25 protein-coding genes and 2 pseudogenes are annotated in these 26,754 nt (G+C 70.6%); 12 read left to right on the top strand and 15 right to left on the bottom strand.

Annotation, left to right across the window (positions count from 1 at the left end; translation table 11 throughout):
• Positions 1-9: 9 nt before the first annotated feature.
• Both AC067J_RS26415 and AC067J_RS26410 read left to right on the top strand, forming a co-directional pair.
• Positions 10-738, top strand: coding sequence for a tyrosine-type recombinase/integrase (locus tag AC067J_RS26415; RefSeq protein WP_478303205.1), 729 nt, complete (start codon positions 10-12; stop codon positions 736-738).
• A complete protein-coding gene (locus tag AC067J_RS26410) occupies positions 671-970 on the top strand; it encodes a RapZ C-terminal domain-containing protein (RefSeq protein WP_478303168.1) in 300 nt (99 codons plus the stop codon). The genes AC067J_RS26415 and AC067J_RS26410 overlap by 68 nt, the downstream gene beginning before the upstream one ends.
• 110 nt (positions 971-1,080) lie before the next feature.
• Here the strand turns inward: AC067J_RS26410 and AC067J_RS26405 are convergent, their stop codons facing one another.
• The 4 genes from AC067J_RS26405 to AC067J_RS26390 all read right to left on the bottom strand — a co-directional run bounded on the left by AC067J_RS26405 (position 1,081) and on the right by AC067J_RS26390 (position 6,123).
• Positions 1,081-2,214 (bottom strand): TniQ family protein, encoded by a 1,134-nt coding sequence (locus tag AC067J_RS26405; RefSeq protein ID WP_478303166.1) that lies wholly within the window; start codon positions 2,212-2,214, stop codon positions 1,081-1,083.
• Positions 2,211-3,260 carry a TniB family NTP-binding protein gene (locus AC067J_RS26400; protein WP_478303164.1) on the bottom strand — a complete coding sequence of 350 codons (1,050 nt, stop codon included), beginning with the start codon at positions 3,258-3,260 and terminating at the stop codon, positions 2,211-2,213. The genes AC067J_RS26405 and AC067J_RS26400 overlap by 4 nt, the downstream gene beginning before the upstream one ends.
• Positions 3,254-5,245 carry a transposase gene (locus AC067J_RS26395; protein ID WP_478303203.1) on the bottom strand — a complete coding sequence of 664 codons (1,992 nt, stop codon included), beginning with the start codon at positions 5,243-5,245 and terminating at the stop codon, positions 3,254-3,256. The genes AC067J_RS26400 and AC067J_RS26395 overlap by 7 nt, the downstream gene beginning before the upstream one ends.
• A gap of 119 nt (positions 5,246-5,364) precedes the next feature.
• Positions 5,365-6,123, bottom strand: a complete 759-nt coding sequence (locus AC067J_RS26390; RefSeq protein WP_478303162.1) for a TnsA-like heteromeric transposase endonuclease subunit — start codon at positions 6,121-6,123, stop codon at positions 5,365-5,367.
• A gap of 298 nt (positions 6,124-6,421) precedes the next feature.
• On the opposite strand from AC067J_RS26390, the pseudogene AC067J_RS26385 reads away from it, so the two are divergent.
• Positions 6,422-7,485, top strand: a pseudogene (locus AC067J_RS26385) (IS630 family transposase).
• A 184-nt stretch (positions 7,486-7,669) separates the two neighbouring features.
• Here AC067J_RS26385 and AC067J_RS26380 read toward each other — a convergent pair.
• The 5 genes from AC067J_RS26380 to AC067J_RS26360 form a co-directional block, all read right to left on the bottom strand.
• Complete coding sequence (locus AC067J_RS26380) at positions 7,670-8,161, bottom strand: hypothetical protein (protein ID WP_478303160.1); 492 nt, start codon at positions 8,159-8,161, stop codon at positions 7,670-7,672.
• 930 nt (positions 8,162-9,091) lie between these two features.
• The gene (locus AC067J_RS26375) at positions 9,092-9,454 is read right to left on the bottom strand and encodes a hypothetical protein (RefSeq protein WP_478303158.1); all 363 of its coding nucleotides are present in this window, start codon (positions 9,452-9,454) and stop codon (positions 9,092-9,094) included.
• A 65-nt stretch (positions 9,455-9,519) separates the two neighbouring features.
• A protein-coding gene (locus AC067J_RS26370) for an IS630 family transposase (RefSeq protein ID WP_478303156.1) occupies positions 9,520-10,583 on the bottom strand; the annotation gives its coding sequence in 2 pieces (ribosomal slippage) (positions 9,520-10,127 and positions 10,127-10,583; 1,065 coding nt in all).
• Positions 10,584-11,438: 855 nt separating this feature from the next.
• A complete protein-coding gene (locus tag AC067J_RS26365; RefSeq protein ID WP_478303155.1) occupies positions 11,439-12,428 on the bottom strand; it encodes a hypothetical protein in 990 nt (329 codons plus the stop codon).
• Between the two features lie 354 nt (positions 12,429-12,782).
• Positions 12,783-13,826: a hypothetical protein gene (locus AC067J_RS26360; RefSeq protein WP_478303153.1), complete on the bottom strand. Its 1,044-nt coding sequence runs from the start codon at positions 13,824-13,826 to the stop codon at positions 12,783-12,785.
• A gap of 1,335 nt (positions 13,827-15,161) precedes the next feature.
• On the opposite strand from AC067J_RS26360, the gene AC067J_RS26355 reads away from it, so the two are divergent.
• Positions 15,162-16,280 (top strand): hypothetical protein, encoded by a 1,119-nt coding sequence (locus AC067J_RS26355; protein WP_478303151.1) that lies wholly within the window; start codon positions 15,162-15,164, stop codon positions 16,278-16,280.
• 486 nt (positions 16,281-16,766) lie between these two features.
• Positions 16,767-17,108, top strand: coding sequence for a DUF5713 family protein (locus AC067J_RS26350; protein ID WP_478303149.1), 342 nt, complete (start codon positions 16,767-16,769; stop codon positions 17,106-17,108).
• A gap of 31 nt (positions 17,109-17,139) precedes the next feature.
• Here the strand turns inward: AC067J_RS26350 and AC067J_RS26345 are convergent, their stop codons facing one another.
• Both AC067J_RS26345 and AC067J_RS26340 read right to left on the bottom strand, forming a co-directional pair.
• Positions 17,140-17,364, bottom strand: coding sequence for a hypothetical protein (locus tag AC067J_RS26345; RefSeq protein WP_478303147.1), 225 nt, complete (start codon positions 17,362-17,364; stop codon positions 17,140-17,142).
• Between the two features lie 411 nt (positions 17,365-17,775).
• On the bottom strand, positions 17,776-18,207 hold the full coding sequence (locus tag AC067J_RS26340; protein WP_478303145.1) for an arsenate reductase ArsC: 432 nt from the start codon (positions 18,205-18,207) through the stop codon (positions 17,776-17,778).
• A gap of 199 nt (positions 18,208-18,406) precedes the next feature.
• Here AC067J_RS26340 and AC067J_RS26335 point away from each other — a divergent pair, with 199 nt between their 5' ends.
• The 3 genes from AC067J_RS26335 to AC067J_RS26325 are packed head-to-tail and all read left to right on the top strand — an operon-like array spanning position 18,407 to position 20,608.
• Positions 18,407-18,718, top strand: coding sequence for an ArsR/SmtB family transcription factor (locus AC067J_RS26335; RefSeq protein WP_478303143.1), 312 nt, complete (start codon positions 18,407-18,409; stop codon positions 18,716-18,718).
• Between the two features lie 55 nt (positions 18,719-18,773).
• Positions 18,774-19,559, top strand: coding sequence for an aquaporin (locus tag AC067J_RS26330; RefSeq protein WP_478303142.1), 786 nt, complete (start codon positions 18,774-18,776; stop codon positions 19,557-19,559).
• Positions 19,556-20,608 (top strand): ArsO family NAD(P)H-dependent flavin-containing monooxygenase, encoded by a 1,053-nt coding sequence (locus AC067J_RS26325; RefSeq protein ID WP_478303140.1) that lies wholly within the window; start codon positions 19,556-19,558, stop codon positions 20,606-20,608. Before AC067J_RS26330 ends, AC067J_RS26325 begins: the two co-directional genes overlap by 4 nt.
• Positions 20,609-20,849: 241 nt before the next feature.
• On the opposite strand, the gene AC067J_RS26320 is transcribed toward AC067J_RS26325, so the two are convergent.
• The 3 genes from AC067J_RS26320 to AC067J_RS26310 all read right to left on the bottom strand — a co-directional run bounded on the left by AC067J_RS26320 (position 20,850) and on the right by AC067J_RS26310 (position 22,192).
• On the bottom strand, positions 20,850-21,353 hold the full coding sequence (locus AC067J_RS26320; protein WP_478303138.1) for an N-acetyltransferase family protein: 504 nt from the start codon (positions 21,351-21,353) through the stop codon (positions 20,850-20,852).
• A gap of 16 nt (positions 21,354-21,369) precedes the next feature.
• On the bottom strand, positions 21,370-21,702 hold the full coding sequence (locus AC067J_RS26315) for an ArsR/SmtB family transcription factor (protein ID WP_478303136.1): 333 nt from the start codon (positions 21,700-21,702) through the stop codon (positions 21,370-21,372).
• 109 nt (positions 21,703-21,811) lie between these two features.
• Positions 21,812-22,192 (bottom strand): metalloregulator ArsR/SmtB family transcription factor, encoded by a 381-nt coding sequence (locus AC067J_RS26310; protein WP_478303134.1) that lies wholly within the window; start codon positions 22,190-22,192, stop codon positions 21,812-21,814.
• 223 nt (positions 22,193-22,415) lie between these two features.
• Between AC067J_RS26310 and AC067J_RS26305 the strand changes: the two genes are divergently transcribed.
• Complete coding sequence (locus tag AC067J_RS26305) at positions 22,416-23,801, top strand: NAD(P)-binding domain-containing protein (protein ID WP_478303201.1); 1,386 nt, start codon at positions 22,416-22,418, stop codon at positions 23,799-23,801.
• A gap of 160 nt (positions 23,802-23,961) precedes the next feature.
• A pseudogene (locus AC067J_RS26300) lies at positions 23,962-24,274 on the top strand (transposase family protein); the annotation flags it as partial.
• A gap of 132 nt (positions 24,275-24,406) precedes the next feature.
• Here the strand turns inward: AC067J_RS26300 and AC067J_RS26295 are convergent.
• The gene (locus tag AC067J_RS26295; protein ID WP_478303133.1) at positions 24,407-24,838 is read right to left on the bottom strand and encodes a VOC family protein; all 432 of its coding nucleotides are present in this window, start codon (positions 24,836-24,838) and stop codon (positions 24,407-24,409) included.
• A 590-nt stretch (positions 24,839-25,428) separates the two neighbouring features.
• On the opposite strand from AC067J_RS26295, the gene AC067J_RS26290 reads away from it, so the two are divergent.
• Entirely contained in the window at positions 25,429-26,226 is a 798-nt protein-coding gene (locus tag AC067J_RS26290) for a thymidylate synthase (RefSeq protein ID WP_478303131.1), read from the top strand.
• On the top strand, positions 26,223-26,741 hold the full coding sequence (locus AC067J_RS26285; protein WP_478303129.1) for a dihydrofolate reductase: 519 nt from the start codon (positions 26,223-26,225) through the stop codon (positions 26,739-26,741). The genes AC067J_RS26290 and AC067J_RS26285 overlap by 4 nt, the downstream gene beginning before the upstream one ends.
• The last annotated feature ends 13 nt before the right edge of the window (positions 26,742-26,754 follow it).

Genomic DNA, 26,754 nt, shown 5'->3' with positions numbered 1-26,754 from the left:
GCCGAGGTGATGGGCGAGTCCGCGATCAAGCGACTGCTGGACACGACCCTGGCAGCCACCGGGCTTCGGGACAAGGCCGGAGAGCCGCTGCGCTACACCCCGCACGACTTCCGAAGGATGTTCGCCACCGAGGCCGTCACCGGCGGCCTGCCCGTCCACATCGCGGCCCGAATCCTCGGTCATAAGACGCTGACCACCACTCAGGCCTATCTCGCGGTCTTCCAGGACGACCTGGTGCGGACCTACCGCGGCTTCCTAGACCGCCGACGGGCCGATCGACCGCAGGAGGAATACCGGGAGCCCACCGAGCAGGAATGGCACGACTTCCAGCAGCATTTCGAGCTCCGCACGGTCTCTCTCGGCACTTGCGGTCGGCCCTACGGCACCCCCTGCAAGCACGAACACGCCTGCATCCGCTGCCCCGTCCTCCAGCTCGACCCCCGCCAGAAACCGCGTCTCATCGAGATCATCCAGAACCTGCGCGAACGCATCCGCGAAGCCCGCGCCAACGGCTGGCTCGGCGAAGTCGAAGGTCTCCAAGTCAGTTTCGACGCCGCCACCGCCAAGCTCAACAGCCTCAACCGGACCCGCGCCGACGGCCGGCCCCAGCTGGTCAACCTGGGCATGCCCCTCTTCACCGACACCCCGCCCACGACAGGAGAACCCGGCCATGTACCCGATACGCCTGATCTCGTTCGGCTACCTGCACCTCAACGGCGGCCCGCCGCCGACGGCTGACCGCGTCGAGGATGTCCGGGACCGGCTCCGCGACCCGGCTGCCGCACGCAGCGTCCTCGACCTCGACGGCCTCGACCACCGCGTCCAGCAGATCGTCATCAACACTCCCGGCGCCCGCGAACTGATCGACAACCTCGCCGACTACGCCGATCTCCCGGCTGGCCCCCGGCGCATCGCCATCGGATGCGCCGGAGGTCGGCACAGGGCATCCGGACTGTCCTGTCGCAAGTGATCTGGTCTGCGGATAAGGCTGTGACCTGCAACGACCACATCAACTGAGATGGCGGGCGGTCGAGAATCTCAGCTGATCTGGTTCCTACTGGTTGGATGCCGGGTGTTGTCTCAGCTGATCTGGTTCGGTGACGCCGTTTCGGACTGGAACCCTGGCTGGGCGGTCAGCCACGACTGGTAGTCCCTGAAGATCTTGGCGATGCTGTTCGGCTGCTCTCGTGTGTCGAAGAACTCGACGAGGAGCCGATGGAGAGTGATCACGGCCTCGGTGTCGGCTTGGGGCGTGAGCGGGTGGATCCAGCCGCTGGGGGCGAGGTGGCGGATCAGAGCCGGCCAGGTCAGGTTGTCGTCACGGTCGATTCGGACGACGAGCCATTCCCGAAAGCCTGTGAGCATGCTCCCAGAGGTGCCGGCGTCCAGGCCGAGGATGAAGGCGGTAGTCGTGGCGAAGGTGCCGTCGAGGCCATGCCTGGCTGGTTCCCGGCGAACGGCGGTGACGAGCCCCTGGTAGTGCTTGAACACGCCAACGTGGAGGGTCCGTTGGGCTTCGCTCAAGGGGTCGCCGGACGTGTTTCCGGATTGGCTGGACATGGTGCCCCGGTTCTTGAGCGGGTGGCTGGACATGTAGCGGTGAACGGTGCCGTAGGAGACATCGGCGTCGTGTTCGTCCAGCAGCAATTCCCAGACCAGTCTCACTGTGGGGAGTTGACCGGCGTGTCTGGCGGCATGCTCGTCCAGGATGATGTCGATGGCGGGGCCGACTCGCCCCTTGGCGTGGCCTGCGATGGCGGGGCGCTGTTTGCGCGGCGGTGGCGTGGGCGAGGCCAGGGCCTGGCGGATCATGTATGGACTGACGCGGTGTCGATCGGCGAGGCTTCGAACCGTCGAGCCTTCTTGTTCAGCGTCTCGCCGGATGGCAGCGAAGAGTGCGGGCTTGTCAGCGTTGGTGGTGACGTGGCGCTTGGGCTTGGTCGGCTCGGGGCGTTTCTGTCGCGCCAGGTCGACCAATGCCCGTTCAAGGACGTCCTGCCGCCGCCCGGTGACGGCTGCGAGTCGGTCGACTCTGGGGCGCTTCCCCTGGCCGTAGTCCGGCGGTCCGACAAGGTATCCGCGCAGGTAGCTGGGTTTGAGGTGGTTGGCGCGAGCCAGGCGACGGACGTAGGAGTCCGTGGTCTCCCCGGTTCTGGGGCGGGGCCGGACCGGTAGTAGGCGGGGGCGGTCACCGTCGTCGATGCCAGCGGTCACGAGGCGGGTTTGGTCTTGCGCGTCTGGGCCGCGTGGTCGAGCTTCACCTTCTGCAGCGATGTGCGGGTGATCTTCTCGGTGCCGTCCAGGATGGCGTCGATGGCGGCGCCGCAGATGAGATGGGACAGCGATCCGATCATGCCGCCGGTGCGGTCGTGCAGGTAGTGGGAGAGCCCTTCCAGGGTGCCGGGCCGGTGATCGTGCAGTCGTAGAGCCTGTTCGAGGGTGCTGATCAGCCCGGTCCATTCGTCGGTGCGGGGGAAGGAGACGGTTTCGATGACGCTGAACCGTCCGGCGATCTGACGGCCCCGGGTGCCGGCGAACAGTCCGTTCTCCTCCAGGTCGATCCCCGCGTAGACGAATGTGGCGGGGATGCGTTCGGAGAAGTACTTCAGGGTGTCGGAGACCTCGGCGCCGTTGCGGGTCGCGAGGGAGAGGTTGTGCAACTCGTCGACGCAAACGACGGTGACTCGGGCGTCGATGAGGACGCCGCAGACGGCCTCGATGACGTCAGTGATGTTGGCGCGCGTGGTGACCGGAAGGCCCAGGAAGCGGGCGAACTCGACGGCCAGCATGCGTGAGGTCGCGGCGGGCGGAACGGTGACGTAGACCACCGGGATCCGGCCGTCGACTCCAGGGTGCCGGCGCCGGTCAATGGTCTCGATGGACTTGCCGAACTGGGTGAGCGCGGTGGTCTTGCCGGTGCCGGCCGGACCGGAGAGGATCAGGCCGCGGCGCGCGCTGATCGCATGCCGATTGAGCAGTGTCAGGCGCCTGCCCGTGTGGACGACCGTGCGCAAGGTGGAGGTCGCCGCCACCGTCAGCCGGGTGTGGTAGTCGAGCCGGCCGTCGTCGTAGTCGAGCCGCTCGTCTTGGTCCATGCCGGTCCGGACGTTGTCGGGCAGCAGGACGGGTGGGGCCGGATCCTGCAGCGTGAACTCCCGCCAGCCTTCCAGGGTGGTGAGGTAGCGCTGCAGTTCTTCCCGGTCCAGAGCCGTGCGCCATCCATGCTGCCGGTCCGGGCCCTGTGCGGTAGCGGTCACCATCGGTTGTCGGCCTCCTTGAAGGGATCGAACACGCCGAGCGGGATGACCTTCGCGATCGGCCCGTCCTGCGTGCCGTCCCTTTCCTCGTCGTCATGGGGCGGCGGGTCGTCTGTTCGGGCCGATGGCGATTCGGGCTTGGGCAGCCTCGGCCCGGGGACCTGGGAGGCGGCCCGGGTCCGGGCGGCGACGCGCTGGTCGCGTCGGGACGGACGAGGCATCCGGGGGCCTTTCGCTCCGCCGGGCCCCTGCCCAGCTTGGGTCAGGAGTTCGGTGACGGCCTGGGCGATCTGTTCTTCGGTGGGGTCGGTCTCGCCCTGCCGACGCAGGTCAGCCGCGGCGTGGTCCCAAGCCAGGTCCCCGAAAGGCTGTGGGACGCTGCCCAGATGCTTCCACGGGATCGGGATCCAACCGCCTTCCCAGTGGTTGCGGACCCAGACCCAGTTGGCGTCGTAGGGGTCGCGGTGGACCTCCCATAGGTCCCGCTTGCGGGTGACCCCGGACGGCTGGCGCCGGAAGGGTCCCAGTTCCGCGTTGTCGTAGACGCGGTGGTTGATCTTGATTCCGTAGGAGTTGACGGCCCGCCAGGTCGCGGGCAGGAGCTCGACATAGTCGTCCGCGCCCAGGGCAAGGGGGTCATAGCCGGCGCTCTCGATCAGGCTGGCGTACTTCTCGTTCGGGGTGAAGGTGCGGCCGGGGCTGCCGGGGTCTCTGAGCCCGTCGTGGCGCCGATTTTGCCACTCTGCGACGAGCCATTCGTCCAGGAATTCCTGGATCTCCAGCATCGACCACTGCGGCTCGTCCTCGACGTTGCGGCCGCGGTGCTCGGCCGTGCGCCCCAGGTAGCCGGGCAGGAATTGGCAGAACATCGTGGCGACAGATTCAAGTGTGCGTTCGATGTGTGGCTTCTCCGCAGGCGAGCGGGGGTGGCAGGGCTGGAAGGTGATCTCCAGGGCTCGGCAGGCGGAGCGGAAGTTCTCCGAGATGAACGCCTTGCCCCGGTCGCAGACGATGGTCTCGGGGATGATGACCGGCCGGGCCGCCGCATGCTCCAAGCGCTCATCCAGGGACAGCAGTCTGCGGTGCGGCAGTACCGACCGGGACATCTTGAGGGCGTCGATCCATCCGGGCCGCATCGGCTCCGGAGTCAGTGCGCGGGCCAGCAGCAGCGAAGCGTCCACTGACTTGGTGGTCGGCCGGATGACTGAGGCGGCGATGGTGCGGGTGGCGACGTCGACGAGGCCGCAGAGCTCGACCCGGCCAGGCATCCCCTCATCGAGCCGGACCAGCACGTCCAGCGGGGTGGAGTCGATCTGCATCACCTCGCCGGGCGCCGCGACCTGCTCGTAGCGAAACGGGCCCTCGGGCTGGTCGGCCAGGGACCGGCGGGTGCGGGCAGAGCCGGTCACATGGACGCCGCCGGAAAGCTTCGCGAAGAGCCGGTAGAACGTGGCCCGCGACGGCATCTCCACCGCGTCCTTGCCGTGCTCGGCCGCCAGGATCTGGTCGGTCCGCCAGCGCGCGTACTCGATCGTCCGGGTGGAAGCGTCCACGCTCTCGGCGATGGCCTGGCAGATGGCCGACACGACGCGAGGGTCGGCCCGGCCGAGCAGCGACGCGTGCGGGGCGAGCCTGTGGTCCACCACCGCTTCGACGCCGCCGGCCTCGTAACGCTGCCGCTTGCGTTTGACGGTCCGGGCGCTGATCACCTCACCCAGCGCGGTCAGTTCGCCCGCCTTGCTCCGCTCGCGCTCCGCCAAGGAGCGAACGGCCGGATCGTACTCGGGGCTGGGCCTCGTCCCGGCCGGGGCATTCGGTGGCAGGCCGGTCAGGACCTGGACGAGGTGCCGCTGCCACCACAATGCGCGATCCGCCACCTCCTTCGGCAGATGCCCCAGCAACGCGGCCGAACCCAGAACGGCCCGCTCACTGGCACCAAGGACGGCGAAGTCCTCGGCGGCCTGAAGATGGGCCTGGTCCACCAGCATGCCGACGCCGTGAACGTCAGCGAGCCGAACCCGCATCCCGGTCAGCCCGACCACCGTGTAGGTGTGCTCCTCGAACCTGACACGATCACCCAGCCGCAGCCGTCCAGGACGCGCGGACCTCACGACCGCCCCCGGGCCGGCAGACGGACGGCCGTGGCGGCACCAAGCGGAGCCGAGACCAGGTCCGCCACCAGCTCGTGCCTCCAGAGCAGGTGGTAGAGCACCGGCAGCACTGCCAGCCGATCCCCAACCCGCTCGGCACCCGCAAGCAGCACCTGCGGTCTAGCGAACACCTCCCGTAGCTGGCCTGCTATCGGCGCGCGGTGGCAGCGCGGATGCCTGTAGCGCGCCAGCCAGCGCAAATTCACCCGGAACGGCTGATCCAGATCGCCGACCACCCGAAACCTCCAGCCCGCCGTCTCGCAGACCCGCGCGGTGAACGCGAAGACCTCGGCGGACTCCTCATCGACCAGGTTCTCAGGCCGGACATCGACGACCACACCGGTGCCATCGACGAGCCGCGCGAAGTAGTCCGGGGTGTGCTCGCGGTTGCGCGCCCCGTCCTTCCAGACGAGACGGAAGGGCTGGGAGGCCAAGGCGGTAACGGCGGGGTCGAAGTCCAGAGCCATCGCGGCATCCCGCTCAACCCACGACTCGTAGCCCACCAGGGAACGCGACGTCGCCGCCCAGTACTCACCCGTGAAGTTCTTCTGCCCCTTGAACGCAGTGAACTTCCGAGCGGGCAAGGCACGTTCAAAGGGCTCGGCCCAGTGCCGGGCCAGTGGACCGAGCCGCTCGGAGCCGTCGGCCCCGACGAAACCGACCTGGATATCCGAGAGCCTCTCCCAGGCCGGAACGGCCTCCGCCGGCTCACCCACAAGCACCTCCTCGCCTCCATCGCCCTGGCAGTGCGAGAGTGGGGCATCCTGCGGATCACCGTGGCCCGGAACCGGATCGCGTCACGCGAACGGGTGACAGCCCGTCTCAGGCAATCTGGTCGATGCAGCCCAGCATGGGTGGGTCAGTGGCACAGCGCCTGCTGGGCCAGGGCCAGCGTGACCTTGATGTCGTCGCTCCACGAGCAGACCTCCAGCCACGACAGATACTGAACTTGATTGAGTGATGTCGGAGCCGTTCGCCTGACAGCGGTGGGCGGGCTCCGATAGCCCTGGGTTCGTGAGGTACGCGCAGGGCGGCGGGTTGACCGACGTCGAGAGGGCCGCGCGGGAGCGGATCCGGCTGCAGGCCGTGGAACGCTTCGAGGGCGGGGAGAAGAACCGGGAGATCGCTGCCGCGCTGCGGGTGAGCGAGCGGTCGGTGAAACGGTGGCGCCTGGCCTGGCACGAGCGTAGAGAGGCCGGCGTCCAGTCGAAGGGATCACCGGGCCGCCCGAGGCTCGGTCCGGCTCAGATCGCCAGGCTGGAGCGGGAGTTGGAGCGCGGGCCGCTGGCTCACGGCTGGCCGGACCAGCGGTGGACGCTGGCGCGGATCAAGACGCTGATCGGCCGGCTGTTCCACGTGAGCTACACGGTGGAGGGCACCTGGCGACTGCTGAGACGGCACGGCTGGTCCTGGCAGCAGCCGGCCCGGCGGGTGATCGAACGCGACGACCAGGCGGTCGAGGTCTGGAAGAAGGAGACCTGGCCGCTGGTAAGAGCACCGCGGCGGCGTGCGACGGCTGGATCGTCTTCGAGGACGAAGCAGGCCAGTCGATGACGCCGCCGCGCGCGAAAAGCTGGGGACGCAGGGGCTGCACGCCGGTGGTCCGGGTGCGCGGCCGGGGCTCGGGCCGGGTGTCCATGGCCGGGCTGACCTGCTATAAGCCGAGGAAGCGGTCCCGGATGTTCTACTCGATCCGCGAGTACCGGGGCCGCAAGGGCGAGCCGAAGGGCATCGGCTGGCGCGACCTGCGCGACCTCCTGGTCAGGGCGCACATCCAGCTCCGCGGCCCGATCGTGCTCGTGTGGGACAACCTGCGCATGCACCTGGTCGAACCGATGCGGCAGTTCATCGCCGACCACGCCGACTGGCTCACCGTCTTCCAACTTCCGAATTAATCACCTGACTTGAACCCGCAGGTGGGCATCTGGTCGCTGGTAGAACGCGACATCGGCAACCTCGCCGCAGCCGACCTCGGCCAGATCACCCGCGCCGTCAAGCGCAGACTCAAACAGATCCAGTACCGCCCAGACCTGGTCGACGGCTGCCTCGCCGGCACCGGCCTGATCACCGACAGCTGACCGACATCACGCATTCAAGTTCAGTAGCGCCGTACCAGGACGGCCCCGCCCGAGTACGAGGGGCCGGCGACCGATCGAGGTGGTCGCCGGCTGGGCAGGCCGAGATCGCAGGATCGCCGCCGGGGCACGAAATTCCCCGAGGGCTGTGGTCACGTGGTTTCCCGGAGTCCTTTCCGGCTACCCGCTATCCGGATGAAGAGACGACATTTATCGTGTAGGTCGCCGTGAATCTGCAGTCGTGACCGGCCAGCGCCGCTATGTTGTGCAGGCAATCGATCGTCTGGAATCCCGCCAGTTCATCGAAGCGTACCTTGCGCTTGAAGCAGCCGAAATAATGCACCGTGTCGACGCTGCCGAGCTCGACGATGTCCTGTGTCAGATCGGGGTCGAAGATCATCATCTGATTGAGGTGCCCCGTGCTCTCCTCTCCGAAGTGGGAAACGGTGAGTCGCCTCGTGACGCTGTACGTGAGGCTCTGGCCCGGTGCGAGGGACTGCGCCCCGCTCGGATGCATCGGTTGTCCGTCGCTTCTCTGGTAGAGATTCTCGGACTGGAATTCCTGCTCGTCGTCGACGGCGCGGACCGTGCGAATGTTGATGACGCCCTTCGGTGATACGTGGGAAGTTCCCGTATTGGTTATGGCCGCCAATGTGACGTCAATTCTCTTCTCGGCCATGGCATTTCCTCCTCCTGATCTCCACGTCGCGCGGCCGGTTTCCTTGCCCGGTGGCTCGCACGGCCTGTCGCCGACAGTGGCTGTTTTCCTGCCCTTGAGTCGATTTCGCAACCGATGAGGAGCTGCAGCTCGATGTCGACGAGCGGGTGACGTGTTCGGCGATCGCGCGGCACGACCGGACGAAAGGGCTGCGAAACGCGTCCGGAATCCTCGGACGCCCGGTTCCGCCACCGCTCCAGTATCCGTTTCAGTCTGCTCCTTCGAATCAGGTGCCGCATCTCGACCCCGTTCGTCGATTTCGGCTTGTTCGGGGTGGTGTTGAGGCGTCGAGGGTCGGACCGGTGCCGGTCGGGCATCCTTCGATGGGGATGCCCGGAGCCGGATGTGCCGCAGCCCTCGGCGGAGGGCGCGAGTCAGGCACGCCGGACGATGGCACCGACGGAGATCGCCGGTCGGTGCCGGTGAAGGCGGTGCCCGTCATCGCGCCGCGCCGCGGGAGCCGCCGGAGGCCCTCGACCGGGTACTCGCCGCGCCCCGTGCGAGAGCCCTGCGGGCCAGGTCCGGACTTGCCGCGGCGACCGTCGCCACACGTTGCGACCGACGGCCGTATCCGGAACCGCCGGGGCGGTCGTCCGCCGCCATCGGCAGGAGGACGAAGCATCGGCGGTGTGCCGTCACAGTTCGGTCGTCGGGTCGTTCCCGGCATGACCCGGCGGGTGCGGCCCCGGGGGCGCTGCGGCCCTGCCCCACCCGAGGCGGATGCTCCGGTCGGCGCGGTCGAGTCGGGGAGCGTCCGGTTGTCGTTCGGGGCTGTCCGGTTTTCCGGTGCCGGTCGATTTCCCCGCGGGTACTGAACTTGAACTCGTGATGTCGGTCGGCTCGTGGCGGAGGCGTCAGGATCCGAAACCGCCGGATGTTGCCGGCTCGGGTTCAGGACGGTGGATGCAGCCAGCGCCGCGCCGCAGCGAGATTCACCTCGATGTCATCGCTCCATGAGCAGACCTCCAGCCATGAGAGGTAGCCGCCTTGCGCGAAGACCAGGACCTCGCCGGGGCACTCGCCGGTGTCGGTGAACAGCTGTACGTCGGCAGCCACAACGGTGCCGGGCCCCGTTGGCGCGGGCTCCAGAGCGTCGGCGTCGAGTCCGAAGTAGGCAGTGCCGCAGCCGCACATACAACGGGACTGCACCCTGAGTTGGGGCACCTGCCGTCGGAGGGCGTCGTGGGCGGGCTCGTCCGGGTTCAGGACGAGGTCAAGCACGTCGGCTACGTCCTCGGGCAGGCTGTCGGTCATGCCCGCCACCGTAGCTGACCAGCGACTTTGGGCTTCGACCAAATTCGGGTCCGCCGACTCGACGCTCACAGGTCCAGGGCCAGGTCGGTGCCGGCGAGGCAGCCGTCGATGACCTCCGGCCGGTACTGCAGCATCTTCAGTTTGCGCTTCACGGCGCGGGTGACCTGGCCGAGGTCGGCCGCGGCGAGGTTGCCGATGTCACGCTTGACCAGCGACCAGACGCCCTCGGTCGGGTTGAGGTCCGGAGCATAGGTGGGCAGCTGGAACACGGTGAGCCACTCGGCGTTCGCGTCGATGAACTCCCGCATGCCGGCCGTCAGGTGCAGGCGGACGTTGTCCCAGACCAGCACGATCGAGCCGCCGAGCTGGATGCGGGCGCTGACGATCAGGTCGCGGAAGTCGCGCCAGCCGAAGCCCTTCGGCTCGTCCTTGCGGCCCCGGTACTCGCGGATCGCGTAGATCAACCTGGATCGCTCGCCCGGCTTGTAGCAGGCCATGCCCGCCGTCGACACGCGCCCCGAGCCCCGGCCCCTCACCCGAACGACCGGTGTCCGGCCGATCCGGCCCCAGGTCCTGGCACGCGGCGGAGTCATCGACTGCCCGGCCTCGTCCTCGAAGACGATCGAGGCCCCGCGCTCCGCCGCGGTGCTCTTACCCGCGGCCAGGTCTCCTCCTTCCACACCTCGACCGCGTCGTCATCGCGCTCGATTGCCCGTCGAGTGGGTTGCTGCCAGCTCCAGCCGTGCCGCTTCAACAGCCGCCAGGTGCCCTCCACCGTGTACGAGACATGGAACAGCCGGCCGATCAGCGTCTTGATCCGCGCCAGCGTCCACCGCTGGTCCGCCCAGCCGTGAGCCAACGGGCCACACTCCAACTCCCGCTCCAGCCTGGCAATCTGGGCTTCGCTGAGTCGAGGTCTTCCCGGCGACCCCTTCGATCGGACTCCAGCTTCTCCGCCCTCGCGCCAGGCCCGGCGCCACCGCTCGACCGACCGCACGCTGATCCGCAGGGCAGCGGCAATCTCCGCGGTCCTCTGCCCACCCTCGAAACGCTCCACGGCCTGAAGCCGTAACCGCTCTCGCGTGGTTCTCTCGGCGTCGGTCAGCCCGCCGCCCTGCGCGTATCTCACACCCCAGGGCTACCGGTGCCGACACCAACTGTCAGGCGAACGGCACCGACATCACCCAATCAAGTTCAGTAGCCCGCCTCGGCAAAGACCAGGACTTCGCCAGGGCAATCGCCGTTCCCGTGTAGATCTGTGCTGCTGCTACTACCACCGTGCTCGCCCCGGAGGGCGCCGGTCGGACCGATGCGGTGTCGAGCTCGAAGTAGGCGGTGCCACATCCACAGGTACAGCGCTCTCGAACCCGGAGGTGGGGTACTTGATCGCGGAGCGCCAGATGAACGGAATCGTCGCTGCTGAGAAGGACGTCGAGAATGTCAGCCACGTCAGGGGGAAGGGCCTCTGCCATATCAGCACCGTATCCGACCCAACCCACCCTGCCGGACCAGATCAATTGAGACGCCAAGCGAATCGAACCAAGTCATTTGAGACTGGGACCAGGTCGAGCGAGACGGGACACCGGAGGTCGGCACAGGGCATCCGGACTTACCGAAATCCTTGCCACCGAAATTCGACACAGCGGCCACCAGGTCGAGGTCGAGCACCTCCACGTCCACCTGCCCCGCGTCTTGAAGCCGGCCAGCCCGTGACGTGCCGAAGCGCGATACTGTCACCGCAGGTCACCCCCTTACTAGGCGTGGTCGAGCGGCGAGGATCGGTGGTTGTCCCCCAGGGCGGTTGCTCAGCTTTTCTGTCACCTTCTGTTCGCAGAAGACTTGCACCGGGTGGTGTGAAGGGCTGGTCCGATGGCGCGTGTGTGCCGCAGAGGCGTCGGTTGCGGCCCGGCCGGTGCAAGCAAGTGGATTGGATCGCCGAGCCTTGGACGCAGCGCCGCACCTGGTCGGCCACCATCGGCGCGTGCTACTGCATGATCTCCCGGTGCGGGTGGTCGAAGGACGAGGGGCAGTAGTAGAGCTGCATGTTGTAGCTTCGCCCGATCATGATGCCGATGTCCTCGTTGAGGTCCCGGTCCTCGACGGGGTCCCAGCTGTTGCCGTCCAGAGCGCCGGAGCTGATCGTCAGCAGTGGACGCATGACGCAGTCGCAGGTCGCACACCGCATGACCCAGGGATCGCAAAAACTCCACGGCCCCCAGCCGCCCACCTTCCACCCCGGGGCGACCGACAGCTCGTACTGGTAGTAGGCCCGGAACTCCTCGGGATAGAGGTATCGGGGATCGGCGCCGGTGAACTCCCTCTCGCACCAGTCCTCGATGCGCTCCCTGAGGTCGTCTTCCAGCTCGAACGGCGACTGGTACTCGGTCACTACCTCGGGGTGCAGCACGCACGGCTCGGGCACGTAGTCACCGTAGTGCGGCACGTCCGCAGGCTGCGGCACCTCGGCCAGCAGCTCGCCCACCTCCGTGGAGGAGCGCCACACCACCCTGGCGGCGGGCATCCACTGCGGTTCGTGGTTCAGCGGGCACCACAGCACCTGGAGCAGGTCCGCGCCCTGAGGGCAGGGCAGGCCGGGTATGTCGCGTGCATAGAGCTGGGCCACCGGCAGCAGGGCGTTCGGCTCCCCGCACCACGGGTGCCCCTGGTACGTCGCATTGAGCGCCGCCCGCCACTCCTCGGTCGTGCTCCAGCCCGCCTGGCCGGCCTTGTGGAGCTCACGGCGCAGCCTGACCTCGGCCGGCGACACCGGCGGCAGGTCGTCCTCCGGGTGCGGGCCCTGGCAGACCGGCCAGGGCTCCCCGGCCGGCCACAGCATCGGGCCGCCGACCGAGCTGTCGTGAACGGTCGGCGCGCCCAGACGCGGGTGCAGGCGGACTGTCTGCCGTGCGAGAGGTGCCAGTTCCGGGAAGACCACAGCGATGTCCGTGCGGCGGGGCGGGGTTGTGCGGGCCATGAAGACCGTCTTTCAACAGAGCGGGAGTACGGAACGGGCTCCGGCCAGCACTCGCTGACGGATGCGGCCCGGAACGCGCATGATGTCAGAACAGGGGGCGGGGCAGACTACGCCGGTCCAAGTGGGTGCGATCGACGCAGGTTCTCACTGCTGGAGGAGCGTCACACCCAGGGGAATACAACCGGACGAGTCCGGGCTCGGGAGTCAAGATCAGCAGTGCCTACGGCTGCGCGTCTTGACTGCGTTGCCCGACAGCAGACGGCCCAGCGCGTCGAGTTGCGCCGAAGCGGCTGGTGACAACTATCGCGCCCAAGTGACATCTATCGGTCCTCAGCACACGTGAGCGGTGCCGTGTCAGCAGTCGCCCTGGTAGTCGCCTTCGAACATGGACCCGATGTTGGTCCGCTGGAAGGCGTTCTTCCAGACCGGATCGTGCTTCATCCAACCGATCATTGCTTCCGCAACTTTTTCGCGGGAGATGGTCCGGGTCTGGTAGTGCTCGGACGGAACGCCGTCGCGGTATTCCAACTGGAACGTGTTGTCCTCGCGCAGCCAGACCTGGACATACCAGTCGCCCGGCTTCTCCTCCACCCGTTCGAGCACCAGCGACCCACCCCGCATGAGGTGGCCCACCCGCGCACCGACCATCGGCTTCGTCGGCCGCTTCGACAGCACAACCGTGCCGCTCTTCAACACCAGCATGCCGAGATCATGCCGGACGCTGCCGACAGACCCGTAGTCCGGAAAAGGTCCCGAGGCATGCTCCCGCGACAGTGCGAGTGCGGTGAGCGCGGCCGCCGCCGGGCGGCCCCGATGGGCGTCGGCGAGCGCGCCCAGCGCCGCCGTCAGCGCCTGCGGCCCGGCCGCGGGGTCGACCAGCCCGCGCAGCGCGGCCGCCCTGATGCCCGCCAGGTCCGGATCGGCGGCGAGCAGGTCGGCGATGCCGGCGAGCAGCGGCCGGTGGTCGTCGTCCGCGGGCAGGTCGGCGAGGTGGGCCAGCCTCCGGCGGGACGGCAGGTCCCGGTCCTCGCCGGCGTCGGGGGTGTCCGTCCGTGCGGCGGCGGCGAGTTCGACGACGGTGCCGTGCAGCAGGCTGCCGGGGGCGGCGCCGCCGAGGGGGTGCGGCAGTCCGGAGGCGGCGAGCGCGCGGACGGTGCCGGCCGCCTCCCGCCAGGCGCCTCGGTTCGCCGGATCGGTGACCGCCCGTCGGGCCACGTCCGCGGTCCCCGGGGCCCAGACGGCCCACCACGCCAGTGCGGCGAGGGCGGGCGAGGCGACCTCCGGCTCCGGCGCGGCGGCGACGGAGGCCACCAGGCGGGCGTAGCGGGCCCGGTGGGTCCCGGGGAGGCGTCCCGGGTCGGCCCGGAGTACGGCGCGGCGCACCGGTGGCTCGGCCACGTACGTCACGGTGCTGGCCCTCGACGCGGTACGCGGCGACCAGCAGGTCGGCGGCGGCCCGCGACGGCAGGTGCTCCGCCGCGAGGCGTACGGCTTCCTTGCGGCTGGTCACCCTGCTGTCCCGGGCCCCGGACAGCAGATCGCCGAGCCGCTCGGCGAGATCGCCGGGCGGGGCGAAGCGGGCGGCCCGGGTGGCCGCGTGGACGGCCTCGGCACGCCCGTACAGCGGCAGGGTGGCGTCGTTCGCCGCCGCGGCGGCGAGGCGGGCGGCGGCCCGCCACTGGCGCGGCGTCCAGCGGCTCGCCGACCGGGTCTCCGGCAGGGGCGCACGGTGCGGCCGTTCGAGGAACCGCCCGTACGGCGGGGTGGGGGCGAGCAGCGGGTCGAGCAGGTCGGTGCGCTGCTCGGCCAGGACGGCGCGCACCGGTTCCAGGACGGCGGCGGAGGGTTCGAGTTCGAGGATCTCGGCGACCCGGGCCCCGCGGGTGCGCGGGTCGTCCAGCCACAGGGCGGCGGCTGTGCCGAACGCCGCGTCCGACCCGAACTGGAGGGCGTGCAGCAGGAGTTCCTGCAGCTCCGGGATACCGCGGGCGCGTCGGCCGAGGGAGCGGGCCAGGGTGAGCAGCAGCCAGTAGTCCGCGGTGTCGGCCATGGCGTCCAGCCACGGCCGCAGGGTCGCGAACACGGCATGCTCCTGGCCCCGCCGCAGCCGGTGCTCCAGACGGCCGAGTTCCACCGTGCCGGTCTGCCCGGCGATCCGCCGCAGGCTCCGCAGTGCCCAGGCGACCAGCTCCGTTCCGTCGGCGACGGCGTGCTCGCGCAGCACCTCGGTGACCAGCCGCTGCAGGGCGGCGCGGGTCGCGTACGAGCAGTCACGGGCGTCGACCGCGTCGTGCACGGCGGCGTCGAGGAGGGGTACCGCCTCGTGGGTCAGCAGCCGTGCGGGCACCTGGACGAGCGCGGACAGCGCCGCGCAACGCACCGGGTCCTGCTCGTTGCGCAGCCGGGGCAGCAGGCCGCACGCGCGCCACGAGGGGAAGACGCCCCCGCCGGCGCCGGGGGCGGCCGTCCCGAACGGCCTGCGGACCCGTCCGGCGCGCCTTCTACCGGCCCTTCCCCCGGTCCCGGCCCTCGGCAACACCCGCCTGCCCGTCCGGTACACCACCAGCACCCCACCCCCGACGGCCCGGGCGGACCGGTCCCCGTACCGCGCCCGCCGCCCGGTTCGTCCGGATGGGGTTGCAGTTGCGTCTCCGTTCCGTTTCGGCGTGGGTACGAAGTGGGCAGTGGTCCGGGATGGTGGAGGCAACTACTCGTGCGGCAAGGGAAGTTGCCATGGGGGACGGTCTGGGGTCGGGAGCGGCCGTGGTGGCGGCGCTGCTCGGCGACGGAGCGCATCAGGCGGTGGCGGACGTGGTGCGGGCACGGCTGCGGATGATGCCGGAGGGGTCGCAGGCGCTCGCCGCCGCCGCGGCGAACCCGCAGGACCCGAAGGCGCGAACGCTGCTGACCGCGGCCGTCGCCCGACTGCTGGCCTCCGACGTGGCGTTCGCGCAGTACCTGGCCACCACGGAGCTCGGGAAGCCCTCCGAGTCACCCTCCGGCCCGCAGACCGTCCAGCTGCGGACGGGTCCGGTCGGCGCACCGCCGGCGAAGGACCCCGGCACCGTGCAGCTGCGGACGGGCCCACGGCCGGATGGCCCCGCCACCGTCCAGCTGCGGACGGGCCCGGAGGCCGCCCGCGCCCGGCTGCTCGCCGGGCGGCGGAGCAGCGCCGGCATCGTGGTGGCGCTCGCCCTGGTGCTGATCACCTCTCTGGTGGCGCTCGGCATCCACCTGAGTTCGCGCCCGCTGCTGAAGCCCGGCGGGCCCGACCTGGCGCACGCCGCGCAGCCGCTCCGGGACCCGGCGCTGCTCCGCGCGGTGCTGCCCGACGAGGGCGCGATGCCGATCGGCTGGCGGGTGCAGCGGGCGCCGGAGTCGGGGACGGGAACGGGGACGGGTACCGAGACCGGGGCCGGGACGGGTGCGGGCGTCCCCGGCCCGCTCCCCTGCCTGCCGCCGGACGCCTGTGACCGTCGACTCGCCTACGCCACCGTCACGTTCGTCGCGGCCTCGGCGCAGACCGTGGAGTTCACCGCGACCGCCTTCACCTCCCCCGAGACCGCCGCCCGTGCCTTCGACGCCATGCTCGAACGCACCGCCGGCGAACAGCCGACGCCGGCGGCCGTCCCCCGGATCGGCGACCAGAGCGCCATCCGCACCCAGGGCAGCGGCACGGCGGTCGCGCTGGTCCGGGTCGGCAGCACGCTGCTCCTCGTGCGCGGCCAGGGGCCGGGCGCCGGCCTCGCCGCGCCCGGACTCACCCTCCTCACCCAGCTGTTCGCCGAACGCGCCCGGCAGGCGCAGGACGGCCTCACCCCCGACACCTCCGCGCGGGGGACGGCGGACTGAGGCACGGCCCGGCGGTCAGGGCTTGTCGACGTGGGGGGAACGGCCGCCACCCGACCGCTGCCGTTCCCGTCGCCGATGAGCAACTCGCGGATGTACAGCCGCCCAGCGTCCGGAGAGAGGATCGGCACCGGCCCCCGGGGGAGAGCGCGGCCGGTACCCGGCCGGCCGGGCCGCAGGTCCCATCCGACCCCGACCCCGACCCCGGCCCCGGCCCCGGCCCCGGCTCCGGCCCCAGGGCGGCAACGATCAGCGGGAGGCCGCTCATGCATGATGACAGGATGAACCGCAGCGAGCAGCGCTTCCTCGTCATCGTGCTGTCGAACTTCGCGAAGGGCTTCGACAAGTACCGCTGCACCTCCTTCGACAGCCAGGGCCTGTTGTGAAAGTGCTGGTCACGGGTGGTCTGGCCGGCATGGGTGCCGTCGTGTCAGTGGCGTCATGCATGATCGGCGCGTCAGTTCATCTGAAGGGATGGGGGTAGGGGCCGTGCAGATCACGAACCAGCAGGTGGCAGAGCACGCGTTTCTGCGCGGGATGTACGAAGACTCGTACTTCCCCGATCACGTCGTAGACCAGGGCAGGACGATCCTGCTGCGACTGTGCGAGCGGATCGAGGCCGAGCAGCCGTCGGATCTGCAGGCCCTGTATGCGCTCACCCGGGCCGCAACGGAGGAGTTCAACCTGCTGGAAGCCGAGTTCGAGGCTGCTGGAAGTGAGATCGAGACGGTCGCGCGTGAGTGGATCGGCGATGAATTCTGGTTCGTCGCGTCGGCATACGGGTTCACGGACGCAGACGGGGAGGCGCTCATCGCCGGCCGGGACTGGTGAGCGGGACTGGCAGGCACTGCGTCGGTCAGAGTCACTCGTTGATGGCTGCGACCAGTACGGTGGCCTCGTAACGCACGGCCGGCTTGTCGTATCTCGTGGCCACCGCCCGGTGCCGTTTCAGGCGGTCGATCCCGCACTCGACCGCGTGCCGCTGCTTGTAGTCATCCTTGTCGGACTTGGGCGGGTGGCCGCCTCGGGAACCGAGCTTCCTGCGGTGGCGAATCCGGTCGCCCTTTTCTGGGATGGCGCCCTTCACGCCGTGCCTGCGCAGGTGGGCGTTGGGCGCGCTTCGCGCGGGAGCCGTAGGCCTTGGCTGCGCGGACCTTGTCCGGCTTCGTGCGGGGTCGGCCCGATTCGGTCCGGGGTACCCGGATGCCATCGAGGACCGCCTGGAACAAGGGGCTGTCGTGCCGCTGGCCGACTGTGACGAGCAGGGACAGCGACTTCTGTCCCTGCTCGACCGCCGAGTGCGGTTCGGTGGTCAGTCCGCCGGGCGAACGCCCGAGGCCGTGGTCGTCGGGCTCGGCACCGACGCCTCCGGGAGGCTCCTTTGGGAGGTCCCCCTGCCGACGGGACCAGGTGCGCGGACGGCCCGGCTTCTTGCCCGGAGGGCGGGCAGGGTCTCGGCGCCGGTGGCGGTGCGCACGGTGACGCCCCGTGAGGATGCTCAGCTCTCCTTGCCCTGGACGGCCTCGGCGTCGATCTCGGCGATCAGGTTCTCGATGAGGCCCTTGATCTCGTCGCGGATCGGGCGCACGGCCTCGACGCCCTGGCCGGCCGGGTCGTCCAGCTTCCAGTCGAGGTACTTCTTGCCGGGGAAGTACGGGCAGGCGTCGCCGCAGCCCATGGTGATGACGTAGTCGGACGCCTGGACGGCCTCGGTGGTGAGGATCTTCGGCTTCTGGTCGGAGATGTCGATGCCCAGCTCGGCCATCGCGGCGACGGCGGCCGGGTTGACCTGGTCGCCGGGCACGGAGCCTGCGGAGCGGACCTCGACGCGGCCTGCGGCGAGGTGGGCGAGGAAGCCTGCGGCCATCTGGGAGCGGCCGGCGTTGTGGATGCAGACGAACAGCACGGAGGCGATCGGCGCGGTGGTCATCACAGGGGTGTCCTTCGGTTGTGCGGTGCCCGCTGCGGGACGGGCAGGGGGCTGCTTCAGCTCGCCGGGAGCGAGTTCGGCGAGGAGCGCTTCCACGCGCGGGCCGATCCGGTCGCGGATGGCTCGGCAGGCATCCCCGGTGGCGGCCGGGAGGTAGGGGGCTCGCCTGGCGGGCCCGACACGGGTAACGTATCAGCCCATGGTGACATCAGTCGACAGTGACGTATTGAAGGCTCTGGCCGACCCGCTTCGGATGCAGATCGTCGCCCTCCTGGCCGAGGAGGCGCTGTGCACGACGCATCTGGTCGAGGAGACCGGCGCCCGGCAGACGAACCTGTCGAACCACCTGAAGATCCTGCGCGAGGCGGGGCTGGTCGACACCGAGCCCTGCGGGCGCTTCACGTACTACAAGCTCCGCGCCGACGCCTTGGAGGCCGTCGCCGGGGAGTTCGCAGGGCTGGCCGCCACCGCCCGCGAAGCCGCTGCGGAAGGCCGCAAGCGGTCCTGCTGAGCCACCCCGGCCCTACCCCTGGCGGCCCCACTCCGCCCTGCACGAGGAGTACCTGTTGAGCGCCACAGACGAGGCGAGACCCGAGATCACCGAGGCCGAGCCCCTCGCCGTCGAGCCTCCCCCAGCCTCCGGCCGGGGGTACCCCCATGCCACTGCGCTGCCGAACCGGGTGGCGGCCGAGCTGGTCGGCACCGCCGCCCTGGTCGCGGTCGTGGTCGGCTCCGGCATCCAGGCCACCGAGCTCACCAAGGACGTCGGCCTGCAACTGCTGGCCAACTCCCTGGCCACCGTCTTCGGCCTCGGCGTCCTCATCCTGCTACTCGGCCCGGTCTCCGGCGCGCACTTCAACCCGGTCGTCACACTGGCCGAGTGGTGGAGCGGCCGCAAGGCCCCGAAGGGCCTCGGCCTGCGGGAGGTCTCCGCCTACATCCCGGCGCAGATCGTCGGCGCCGTCGCCGGGGCGATGCTGGCGGACGCCATGTTCGGCGAGCAGTTGGTGAAGTGGTCGACCCACGACCGCTCGGCCGGGCACCTGCTGCTCGGCGAGGTCGTCGCCACCGCCGGACTGGTCCTGCTGATCTTCGGCCTGGCCAGGACGGACCACCTGCGCTTCGCCCCGGTCGCGGTCGCCTCCTACATCGGCGCCGCGTACTGGTTCACCTCCTCCACCTCGTTCGCCAATCCCGCGGTGACGATCGGGCGGGCCTTCACCGACACCTTCGCCGGCATCGCCCCGGGCTCGCTGCCCGGCTTCGTCGGCATGCAGCTGATCGGCGGCGCGCTCGGCCTGGCCCTGGTCGCGCTGATCTTCACCCACCGCACCGGGGCCACCGCCGAGTGAGCGGGGTCCGGCGCGTCCAGGTCCTCGTCGTCGGGGCCGGCCAGGCGGGCCTGGCCGCCGGGTACCACCTGCGGCGCGCCGGACTCGACTTCGCCGTCCTCGACGCCTCCGCAGCCCCTGGCGGCGCCTGGCAGCACTACTGGGAGAGCCTGCGGCTGTTCTCCCCCGCCGCGTACTCGTCCCTGCCCGGCCGTCCGATGCCGGGCCAGGCCGGACAGGACTGGCCGGACGCCACTCACGTCGTGAACTACCTGACCGAGTACGAGAAGCGGTACGAGCTTCCCGTCCACCGCCCCGTGAAGGTCCGGGCCGTGGAGAACGCGGACGGCGGCGGTCTACTGGCCCGTACCGACGAGGGCACCTGGCACACGCGGGTACTGGTCAGCGCCACCGGCACCTGGTCGAGGCCGTTCATCCCCACCGTGCCCGGCCGGGAGCTGTTCACCGGACGCCAGCTCCACACCACCCACTACCGCCGGGCCGAGGACTTCACCGGCCGGCGGGTCGTGGTGGTGGGCGGCGGCAACTCCGGTGCGCAGATCGCCGCCGACCTCACCGGCCTCGCCGAGGCGGTGCGCTGGGTGACCCGCCGCCCGGCCCGCCTCCTGCCGGAGGAGATCGACGGCCGGGCCTTGTTCGGTATCGCCACCCGCCGCGTCCAGGCCGGAGGTCCGCGCATCTCGGACCTCGGCGACATCGTCGCCGTCCCGCCCGTGCGCCAGGCCCGCGCCGCGGGCGTCCTGACCGACCACCGCATGTTCACCGCCCTCACCCCGGACGGCCCGCACTGGCCGGACGGAGAGACGTGGCCGGCCGACACGATCATCTGGTGCACCGGATTCCGCCCCGCCCTCTCGCATCTCGTCCCACTCGGCCTTCGTGCCGGCGACCGCGGCCGCATCGCCACCACCGGCACCCGCGCCGTGAGCGATCCGCGAGTGCACCTGCTCGGCTACGGAGACTGGACCGGATCCGCCTCCGCCACCCTCATCGGCGTCGGCCGCACCGCCCGGCAGACCGTCGCCGAGATCACCGATACCTTGCGATGACCGGCTCCGGTGCCGGGCGCAGGCGGAGCGGCCGGCTCAGGTCGTGAGGGCGGCGGCGGCAGCACGCCGGGCGGAGCGGCCGGCCTGTAGAGCTCGGCGAGTTCGAGGAACTGGGCGAACTCCTCGCGTGCCCAGGCGATGTCGATGGTCATCGCCGCATGTTCCTCCGCCACCGTCCGAACCCGCCACCCCTTCGCGCGGGGATGTGCCGAGGCGGCCCGGCCGAGGGCCTGCGGCAGCGTCAGCCGATCACCGGGCTGCGGCGCTCGATCAGCAGGACGTCCCGCCAGGTGCCGTGGTGGCGGCCGATGCGTTCGCGGATGCCGATCAAGCGGAACCCGGCCTTGGCGTGGACGGCCAGGCTGGCAGCGTTCTCCGGGAACACGCCGGACTGGATCGTCCAGATCCCGGCCGCCTCCGTGGAGTCGGTCAGCGCCCCGAGGAGCCGGCCGGCCACGCCCCGGCCGCGCGCCTCGGGGTGGACGTAGACGGAGTGCTCGACCACCCCGGTGTACACGCACCGGTCCGAGACCCTCGACACGGCCACCCAGCCCAGCACCCGACCGTCCTCGTCGAGGGCGACGTACCGGTGCTCGGGCAGCCTGGCGGCCTCGAACGCCTCCCAGGCCGGGGCTTCGGTCTCGAAGGTGGCGTTCCCCTCGTCGATCCCGGCGCGGTAGATCGCCAGGACCTGGCCGGCGTGGTGGGCGGTCATCGGCGCGACGGTGATCACGGCCTGGGACATGGGGCCTCCGCAGGGGTCAGCAGGCGGTCGGGGGTTCGCCGAGGATGGTGCGCACCGCGTCCGGGAAGACGGTCAGGCAGGTGCGGTTGACCCGGTAGCGGGTGGAGGCGCCCTGCTTCTCGGGCAGCACGAAGCGGACCTCGGCGAGGACCTTCAGGTGGTGGGAGACCGTGGACTGCCCCACCGGGGAGTGCTCCACGATCTCGCCGACGCTCATCGGCCGCGCCTCGACCGCGAGCAGGTGCAGCAACTGCACCCGGGTCGGGTCGGCGAGCGCCCGGAACCATGACGCGTAGAGCTGCGCGGCATCGGCGTCCAGGGCGGTGCTGGTGCTCCTCGGCTCATTCATCGACAATCGACGATAGTCGATGAAAGGCTCCGGTGCCAGCCACGAGGTGGCGGCCGGCCGGTCAACGGCCGGGCAGGTCAGCGGCCGGGCAGGTCAGCGGCCGGGCAGGTCAGCGGCCGGCGGCGGTGAGCAGGCCGGCCATGCCGGCGAGCACGGATGGGGCGACGCGGTAGTAGACCCAGGTGCCGCGCCGCTCGGACGTGAGCAGGCCGGCCTCGCGCAGCTTCTTGAGGTGATGGGAGACGGTGGGCTGGGAGACACCGACGTCCTGGATGTCGCACACGCACGCCTCACCGCCCTCGTGCGAGGCGACCCGGGAGAACAGCCGCAGCCGCACCGGGTCGGCGAGCGCCTTGAACATGGCCGCCATCCTCACCGCATCCTCCTCCGACAGCGGGGCGGAGGTCAGCGGCGGGCAGCACGGGGCCGCCTCGTCCGTCTCCAGCAACGGCAACGGCGACAGCGACAGCGACGGCACGGTGTTCGACATGCGTCAATATTTACATCCGCCGAATCAGCATGGAAGGGCGGCAGGCCCGCGGCCGCGCCGGCGCCCCACCCCAGGACGCCGACAGCCGACGGCGTGGAACACGGGCGCAGCGCCGAGCCCCGACGGAATCGACGACCTTCTATGTTGACGTTCATCTAATCAAGTGCCAGGCTGTCCGCACAGCAGGACATCGACAAACGTCGAATCAGAGGAAGTGACCACTGTGAACGCCTCCGCCGCGGAACAGCTGCCCGTCGTCGTCATCGGGGCCGGGCCCATCGGCCTGGCCGCCGCCGCCCACCTGGTCGGGCGCGGCATCGAACCCCTGGTGCTGGAAGCCGGCCCGAGTGCGGGCACGGCGGTGCGCGCCTGGTCGCACGTGCGCCTGTTCTCGCCGTGGGCCGAAGTGATGGACCCCGTCGCCGAGAAGCTGCTCGCCCCCACCGGCTGGACCCGCCCCGACGGCACCGCCTACCCGTCGGGCGGCGACTGGGCCGAGCGCTACCTGCAGCCGCTCGCCGACGCCCTGGGCGGGTGTGTGCGCTACGGCGCCCGGGTGAGCGGCGTCGCCCGGGCCGGACGCGACCGCATCGTCGACTCCGGCCGCACCGGGCAGCCCTTCACCGTCCACGTCGAGCGCGCCGACGGATCCGAGGAGCGCATCCTCGCCCGCGCGGTGATCGACGCCTCCGGCACCTGGTCCACCCCCAACCCGCTCGGCGCCGACGGCCTGCCCGCCCTCGGGGAGCGGGCCGCGAACGGCCGCATCACCTACCGCATCCCCGACCTGACCGACCCGGCCGTGCGCGAGCGCTTCGCGGGCAGGCGCACCGCCGTCGTCGGTACCGGCGCCTCCGCGTTCACCGCCCTCGCCCACCTCGCCGACCTCGCCGAGGACGAGCCCGGCACCCACACCGTGTGGGTCCTGCGCCGGGGCATCACCGGCTCCACCTACGGCGGCGGCGACGCCGACCAGCTCCCCGCCCGCGGGGCACTGGGCCTGCGCGCCAAGCAGGCCGTCGCCGACGGCCACGCCGGCGCCCTCACCGGCTTCCGCACCGCCGCCGTCGAGCCCGAGGGCGAACGACTGGTCCTCGTCTCCGAGGACGGGCACCGCAGCGAGCCGGTCGACCGGGTCGTCGTCCTCACCGGTCTGCGTCCGGACCTGTCGTTCCTGTCCGAGGTCCGCCTCGGCCTCGACGAGCGCCTCCAGGCCCCCGTCACTCTCGCCCCGCTGATCGACCCCAACCAGCACTCCTGCGGCACCGTCTACCCGCACGGCGCCGCCGAGCTCGCCCACCCCGAGGAGGACGTCTACCTGGTCGGCATGAAGTCCTACGGCCGTGCGCCGACGTTCCTCGCCATGACCGGCTACGAGCAGGTCCGCTCCGTCGCCGCCGCCCTGGCCGGCGACGCGGAAGCAGCCGCGCGCGTCGAGCTCACCCTCCCCGAGACCGGGGTCTGCGGCGGAGCCGGCCTCTTCGACGAGCCCGACGCGGCCCAGGACGGTGGTGGCTGCTGCTCGGCGCCCGCCGCACCGCAGCTGATCACCCTCGGCGCCGCCGAGTCCGGATCCTCGTGCTCCACCACCACCGGCGGCGGGTGCTGACCGCGCGCGTGAGCACCGGCGGGGCCGCGGCCGGATCGGGGGACGGCCGCGGCCGCGCACCGCGGGTGTCGTCCAGCACCACGGGTGCCGCCTCGCGGCGCGTCTCAGCAGGGGATGCGAATGCCGTCCATTGGTGGCGCGTACTGGCACACCAACTTGACCCTGCGCCAACTCGCGCCGCTCTTCGGAGTGTGCGAGTCCACCGCCGGTCGGCAACATTACGACGATCGCGGACGGCGGCTACCTGGGCACCGGGCTGATCATGCCGCACCGCCGGCGCAAGGGCGAGGAACCGCCCGACTGGCAGGAGGCCCACAATCAAGAGCCACAAACGGGTTCGCGCCCACGTCGAGCACGCCTTCGCCCGTATGAAGACCTGGAAGGTCCTGCACGACTGCCGCTTGAGAGGCGACGGTGTGCGCCACGCGATGCACGGCGTTGCCAGCCTGCACAACCTCGCCCTCACGGGATGACTCCCGCCGCATGCGGGACCTGAGAGGTCCACGGGAGGTCGGCCTTGGGGAACATCGGGGCATCCGATATCGGCTGCCCCGATGTTCCCCGAGCCCGGAGACGGCTCCCCACCTCGCAGTCCCGGAGGAGAATCAGGCGAGGCAGAACTCGTTGCCCTCGATGTCCTGCATCGTGATGCACGACTCGTTGACGCCATCGGCGCGCTGCGTCAGCACGTGCTTCGCGCCGAGCGCCATCAGCCGCGCGCATTCGGCCTCAAGTGTGGCCAGGCGCTCCTCACCCACGAGCCCGACGCCGGCCCGCACATCGAGATGCACCCGGTTCTTGACGACCTTGCCTTCGGGAACTCGCTGGAAGAGCAGGCGCGGAGCCACACCCGAGGGATCAGTGCACGCGAAGTAGACCGCATCCTCGGGCGGCAGCGAGCGGTAGCACTCCTCCCACGTGGCGAAGCCCTCCGGGACCGCCGGCATGACGTACCCCAGCACCTCGCACCAGAAGGCGGCGAGGCGCACTGGCTCCGCGCAGTCGAAGGTCACCTGGAACTGTTTGATCATTGACATCGGCGCACAATAACAGGGGCCCGGCTCATCTCCCCAGGTCGGGAGGTCCGCACGTTGTCGGGAGGATGGCGTCTGCTACCCGCTGCTGTGTCGTGCGGTCGCAGGGGTGAACCGAGGTCAGCGCCTCCCTGAAGGGAACCTGGGATGCGATCCCGGCCGGCCACTCCCGTCTCGTGCTGCCAGAGATCAGTTACGGGACAACCCTCAGGCGACCGCGCAGCCGGCCGCGACGGGCCGCCGAGCGGCCGCGGGCCGTCCGCCGCTCCGAGGCAGGTGAGCGCGACCCCGCTGCGCCTCCTCCGGCGGTGCGCCGCGCGGCTCGGGCCGGGTGCGGGGCGGCGGGCGGCGGGCGGCGGGCGGCGGGCGGCGACGGACTTGCCTGGACAGGAAATTTTTCGGCTCGCCTCAGCTAGTGAACGCCCATTCCGGGATGCATGGACCGCAAGATTTCCTGCCGCGGGAACGCCGGAGCAGCCGCCCGGTCCGCCCCGCCCGGCCGTAGGCGCTCGCGGGAGTCCCGGCTGCGCGGCCGCGCGGGGTACCGGATCGGGGCAATCGGGGCATCGGACGGGCGCGTACACTTGCCGCTCGTGGTGGACACCCAGTACGAAGACCTGTTGAAGCACGCGCTCACCGCCGGGACGGCCAAGACCGACCGGACGGGCACCGGCACCCGGAGCGTCTTCGGGCACCAGCTGCGCTACGACCTCGCGCAGGGGTTCCCGCTGGTCACCACCAAGAAGGTGCACCTGAAGTCCGTGGTGTACGAGCTCCTGTGGTTCCTGCGCGGCGACTCCAACGTCGGCTGGCTGCGCGAGCACGGCGTGACCATCTGGGACGAGTGGGCCGACCGCGACGGTGATCTCGGCCCCGTCTACGGCGTGCAGTGGCGCAGCTGGCCGACCCCCGACGGTCGGCACATCGACCAGATCGGCCGGGTCCTCGACACCCTGCGCAGCGACCCGGACTCCCGCCGGATGATCGTCTCGGCCTGGAACGTCGGCGAGCTGGACGCGATGGCGCTCGCCCCGTGCCACGCGCTGTTCCAGTTCTACGTGGCCGACGGCCGGCTCTCCTGCCAGCTCTACCAGCGCAGCGCCGACCTGTTCCTCGGGGTTCCGTTCAACATCGCGGGCTACGCCCTGCTGACCCACATGGTCGCCCAGCAGGCGGGCCTCGCGCCCGGGGAGTTCATCTGGACCGGCGGTGACTGCCACATCTACGACAACCACGTGGAGCAGGTGACCGAACAGCTCACCCGCACGCCGTTCGACTTCCCCGCGCTGCGCCTCAGGCAGGCCGAATCGCTGTTCGACTACGCCTACTCCGACGTGGACGTGGTCGACTACCGGCACCACCCGGCCATCAAGGCACCGGTCGCGGTATGAGGATCGGACTGATCTGGGCCCAGACCCCGGACGGCGTGATCGGCGCGGACAACACGATGCCGTGGCACCTGCCCGAGGACCTCGAACACTTCAAGGCGACCACCCTCGGGCACCCCGTGGTGATGGGCCGCCGCACCTGGGAGTCGCTCCCGCCGCGGTTCCGCCCGCTCCCCGGCCGGCGCAACATCGTGGTCACCCGCGACCCGCGGTGGACCTCGGACGGCGCCGACCGCGCCGGCTCCCTCGACGAGGCCCTGCGACTGGCCGCCGAGACGGCCGGGGCGGGCCCGGCCGCCGAGGCCTGGGTGATCGGCGGCGGGCAGCTCTACCGCTCGGCCATCGACCGGGCCGACACCCTCTCGGTGACCGAGATCGACCTATCGGTCGAGGGCGACACCCACGCCCCGGCCGTCGGTCCCGCCTGGGCCGTCACCGAGGACCTCGGCCCGCGGACCTCGGCGTCCGGCCTGCGCTACCGCATCCGCACCTACGCGCGCCGCGGCACCGCGGGCTGACCGCCCGGCAGCC

The organism is Kitasatospora sp. NPDC042419 (assembly GCF_056437345.1).
This window is presented reverse-complemented; position numbering and strand designations above follow the sequence as displayed.